This window comes from Phaeovulum sp., from assembly GCF_041596715.1.
GTDB lineage: Bacteria > Pseudomonadota > Alphaproteobacteria > Rhodobacterales > Rhodobacteraceae > UBA6213.
The window spans coordinates 1-4,326 of the sequence record NZ_JBFHIA010000254.1; the positions used below are offsets into that span (position 1 = coordinate 1).

4 protein-coding genes are annotated in these 4,326 nt (G+C 65.2%); 3 read left to right on the forward strand and 1 reads right to left on the reverse strand.

Annotated elements, in window-relative coordinates:
• A partial coding sequence (locus ABY403_RS14085; protein ID WP_372841458.1) for a DeoR family transcriptional regulator occupies positions 1-246 on the reverse strand: 246 nt, incomplete at its 3' end.
• A gap of 111 nt (positions 247-357) precedes the next feature.
• Here ABY403_RS14085 and glpD point away from each other — a divergent pair.
• The 3 genes from glpD to ABY403_RS14100 form a co-directional block, all read left to right on the forward strand.
• Positions 358-1,911 (forward strand): glycerol-3-phosphate dehydrogenase, encoded by a 1,554-nt coding sequence (gene glpD, locus ABY403_RS14090; protein ID WP_372841459.1) that lies wholly within the window; start codon positions 358-360, stop codon positions 1,909-1,911.
• Positions 1,908-3,395 (forward strand): glycerol kinase GlpK, encoded by a 1,488-nt coding sequence (glpK, locus tag ABY403_RS14095; RefSeq protein ID WP_372841460.1) that lies wholly within the window; start codon positions 1,908-1,910, stop codon positions 3,393-3,395. Before glpD ends, glpK begins: the two co-directional genes overlap by 4 nt.
• Positions 3,396-3,538: 143 nt before the next feature.
• Positions 3,539-4,326, forward strand: a 788-nt coding sequence (locus tag ABY403_RS14100; protein WP_372841461.1) for an aldo/keto reductase, incomplete at its 3' end; no start/stop codon positions are given.

Consider the following 4,326-nt stretch of genomic DNA (forward strand, 5'->3'; position numbering starts at 1 on the left):
CCCGATCGCGGCCTTGGCAGCGGCATTCATGCCCCGGCGCGCCTCGTAGCCGATATTGGCCATGCCCGAGCGCACCACGGCACCGCCGTGCACCCGCTCCAATTGCCCTGTCTCGGCCAAATCGGCCAGATCGCGGCGGATAGTTTGCAAGGTCACGCCAAAGCGCGCGGCAAGGTCTTCTACCACCACCCGCCGTTCGGCGCGCGCCAGTGCCAGAATCTCTTGCTGCCTGAAGTTCAATGCCACGGCGGCCCCCTTTCGCGCAAATTAGAACATAAACGCGCAAAAGCGAAGATTTGTTTTGACCTTGCCGCGCGTCGGCGCGAGCATGGTGCAGAACAGCCAACAGGTGAGTCCATGCCCGCGCAACCATTTGATCTTTTCATCATCGGCGGCGGCGTAAACGGCTGCGGTATTGCGCGCGACGCGGCGGGGCGCGGGCTTCGGGTGGCGCTGGCGGAAATGGGCGATCTGGCGCAAGGCACCTCGTCCGCCTCGACCAAGCTTTTCCACGGCGGGCTGCGCTATCTTGAATACCTCGAGTTGCGCTTGGTGCACGAGGCACTGGCCGAACGCGAGACTTTGCTGGTGGCGATGCCGCATATCAGCTGGCCAATGCGCTTTGTGCTGCCAACGCATCCCTCGATGCGCTTTGTGGGCGGCACTCCGGTTTCGAGGATTCTCGGGCTGACGATGCCTTGGCTGCGCGGCCACCGCCCGGCTTGGGTGATACGCGCGGGGCTTTTTCTTTACGACCATATGGGCGGGCGCAAGATTCTGCCCGCCACGCGCAAACTCGACCTGCGCCAAGATCCGGCGGGGGCACCGCTGAACCCCAAGTTCACCGATGCTTTCGAATACTCCGATTGCTGGGTGGACGATTCGCGCCTTGTGGTGCTGAACGCCCGCGATGCGGAGGCGCGCGGGGCCAAGGTGATGGTGCGCACGCGCGTCACCCATGCGGAGCGCGAGGGCGCGCTTTGGCGGATTGTGACCGAGGGCGAGGCCGGGTGGCAAGAGCATCTGGCCCGCGCGGTCGTCAACGCGGCTGGCCCTTGGGTGGCCGAGGTGATGGGCGGCGCGTTGGATGTGCGCTCGGGCGAAGGGGTGCGGCTGGTGCGCGGCAGCCACATCGTAACGCGCAGGCTTTTCGCGCATGACCGCGCCTATTTCTTTCAGGGCGAAGATGGGCGGATCGTCTTTGCCCTGCCCTACGAGCAGGATTTCACCCTGATCGGCACCACCGACCTCGACCACGAGGGCGACCCCGCCACGGCGGCCTGCACCGAGGCGGAACAAGAGTATCTGTGCACCTTCGTCTCAAAATACCTCGCCAAGCCGGTCACGCGGGCCGATATCGTATGGACCTATTCCGGCGTGCGCCCGCTTTATGACGATGGCGCGAAGTCGGCCACCGAAGCCACGCGCGACTATGTGCTTTCGCTTGACCGTACCGAGGGCGCGCCGCTTTTGAACGTGTTTGGCGGCAAGATCACCACCTACCGCAAACTGGCCGAGGCGGCGCTGGCCAAACTCGCCCCCGGTCTGGGCGGCATCGCGCCAAACTGGACCGCGCGGGTGGCATTGCCCGGCGGCGATTTTGGCCATGACCAAGTTGCTGCGCTGACCGATGCGCTTTGCGCCGATTACCCCTTCCTCAGCCCCGCATGGGCCGCGCGCCTGATCCGCGCCTATGGCACAGAAGCGCGCGCGGTGCTGGGCGAGGCCGCGTCACCCGCAGATCTTGGCCGCGATTTTGGCGCGACCTTGACCGAGGCCGAGGTTCGCTGGCTAATGTCGCATGAATACGCACGCACGGCGGCAGATGTGCTTTGGCGGCGCTCGAAACTCGGGCTGCGGCTGACGGCAGAGCAGACAGATGCACTGGCGGCGTTCATGGGGGGGGCATGAGCGACTACATTCTCGCAATCGATCAGGGAACCACGTCCAGCCGCGCAATTCTGTTTGACGCCGCATTGCATCCGCGCGGCGTGGCGCAGCAAGAGTTTGCGCAGCACTACCCCTCGCCCGGCTGGGTGGAACATGACCCCGAGGAAATCTGGTCCACCGTGCTGGCCGCCGTACGCCGCGTGCTGGAAGAGGCTGCGCTAAGTGCGCGCGATGTGGCCGCCATCGGCATCACCAACCAGCGCGAAACCACCGTGGTCTGGGACCGCGCTACTGGCGCGCCGATCCACAACGCCATCGTCTGGCAAGACCGCCGCACCGCCCCGCTTTGCGCGCAACTGCGCACCGAGGGCCTAGAGGACGAGGTGCGCCACAAGACCGGGCTACTGCTTGACCCCTATTTCTCGGCCACCAAAATCGCATGGCTGCTGGAAACCGTGCCCGGTGCGCGGGCGCGCGCCGCGGCGGGCGAGCTTGCCTTCGGCACCATCGACAGCTTCCTGATCTGGCGGCTGACAGGTGGAAAAGTTCATGCAACCGACGCCACTAACGCCTCGCGCACCATGCTTTACGACATTCGCAAGGGCCAATGGGATGAAAGCCTTTGCGCGCGTCTCGGTGTGCCCATGTCGATGCTGCCCGAGGTGCGCGACAGCGCGGCCGATTTCGGCACGACCGAACCCTCGCTTTTCGGTGGCCCGATTGCCATTCTCGGTGTTGCGGGCGATCAGCAGGCGGCAACGCTGGGGCAGGCCTGCTTTCAGCCGGGTATGCTCAAGGCCACCTACGGCACGGGCTGCTTTGCGCTGCTGAACACCGGCGACGAACTTGTCGAAAGCCGCAACCGCTTGCTTGGCACCATCGCCTATCAACTTGCGGGCAAGCCGACCTATGCGCTTGAAGGTTCGATCTTCGTGGCGGGTGCTGCGGTCCAATGGCTGCGCGACGGGCTGCGCGTGATCGCCTCGGCACCCGAAACCCAAGCCCTTGCCGAGGCCGCCGACCCAGAGCAAGAGGTGGTTCTGGTTCCCGCCTTCACCGGGCTTGGCGCACCGCATTGGGCAGCCGAGGCGCGTGGTGCCACCTTCGGGCTGACGCGCAATTCCGGCCCGGCAGAGCTTGCCCGGGCAGCGCTTGAAAGCGTCGGCTTTCAAACCCGCGATCTGCTAGATGCGATGCGCGCCGACTGGCCCGATTTCGGGCAGGCGGTGCTGCGGGTCGATGGCGGCATGGCGGCTTCGGATTGGACCATGCAGTTCTTGGCCGACATCCTTGGCGCACCGGTTGACCGCCCGAAGGTGCTCGAAACCACCGCACTTGGTGCCGCGTGGCTTGCTGGCATGAAGTCCGGCATCTGTGCGAACCAAGATGACTTCGCCCGCGCATGGTCGGCCGAGCGCCGTTTTACCCCCGCACTTGCAGAACCGGAGCGCGCGCGCAAATACGCCCGCTGGCAGCGCGCGGTGGCCGCAACGCTGGCTTTCTGACCAGCGCGCATCACGTTCTGCGCCGCAAAATACCTCTGGGTGGCCCCACGGCATGAAAATCTGCAATGCAGCAGGGGTTTCGGGCGCGCGCCGCATGTGGCAGGGTCGCGCCGACATGCGAACTGACGGAAATGAGGCAAATGATGCAGCGCAAAAGACTGGGTAGTAGCGGGCCGGAGGTATCGGCCTTCTGTCTTGGCTCTATGACATGGGGCTCGCAGACCAGCGAGGCTGAAGGGCACGAGCAGATCGACCGCGCGCTGGCGGCCGGGATCGATTTCATCGACACCGCCGAAATGTACCCGGTCAACCCGGTGCGTGCCGAAACCGTGGGGCGCACCGAAGAAATCATCGGCAGCTGGATCGCGCGCCGCGGGCGGCGCAATGACGTGGTGCTGGCGACGAAGATTACCGGCGAAGGGTCTGCGGCCGTGCGCGATGGTGCGCCGATCACCCCGGCGGCGATCCGCGCGGCAGTTGAATCGTCGCTGCGCAGGCTCAACACAGACCATATCGACCTTTACCAGCTTCACTGGCCCAACCGCGGCACCTACGGCTTTCGCAGCAACTGGGGCTATGACCCATCGAAGCAGAACCGCGAGGCCAACCTTGCCGATATGCGCGCCTGCCTTGCCACGGTTTGCGAAATGCAGGCCGAGGGCAAGATCGGGCACTTCGGGCTTTCCAACGAAACGACATGGGGCATGGCGCAGTGGCTGGCACTGGCCGAAGAAGGCGTCGGGCCGCGGGCGATCAGCATTCAGAACGAATATTCCCTGCTCTCCCGCCTCTACGATACCGATCTGGCGGAACTGGGCGTGAACGAGGACGTTATGCTGCTGGCCTATTCGCCGCTTGCCGCGGGCCTTCTGACTGGCAAATACGCCCCCGACGCGCCGCCTCCGCCGGGCTCGCGCCGCGCGGTGAATGC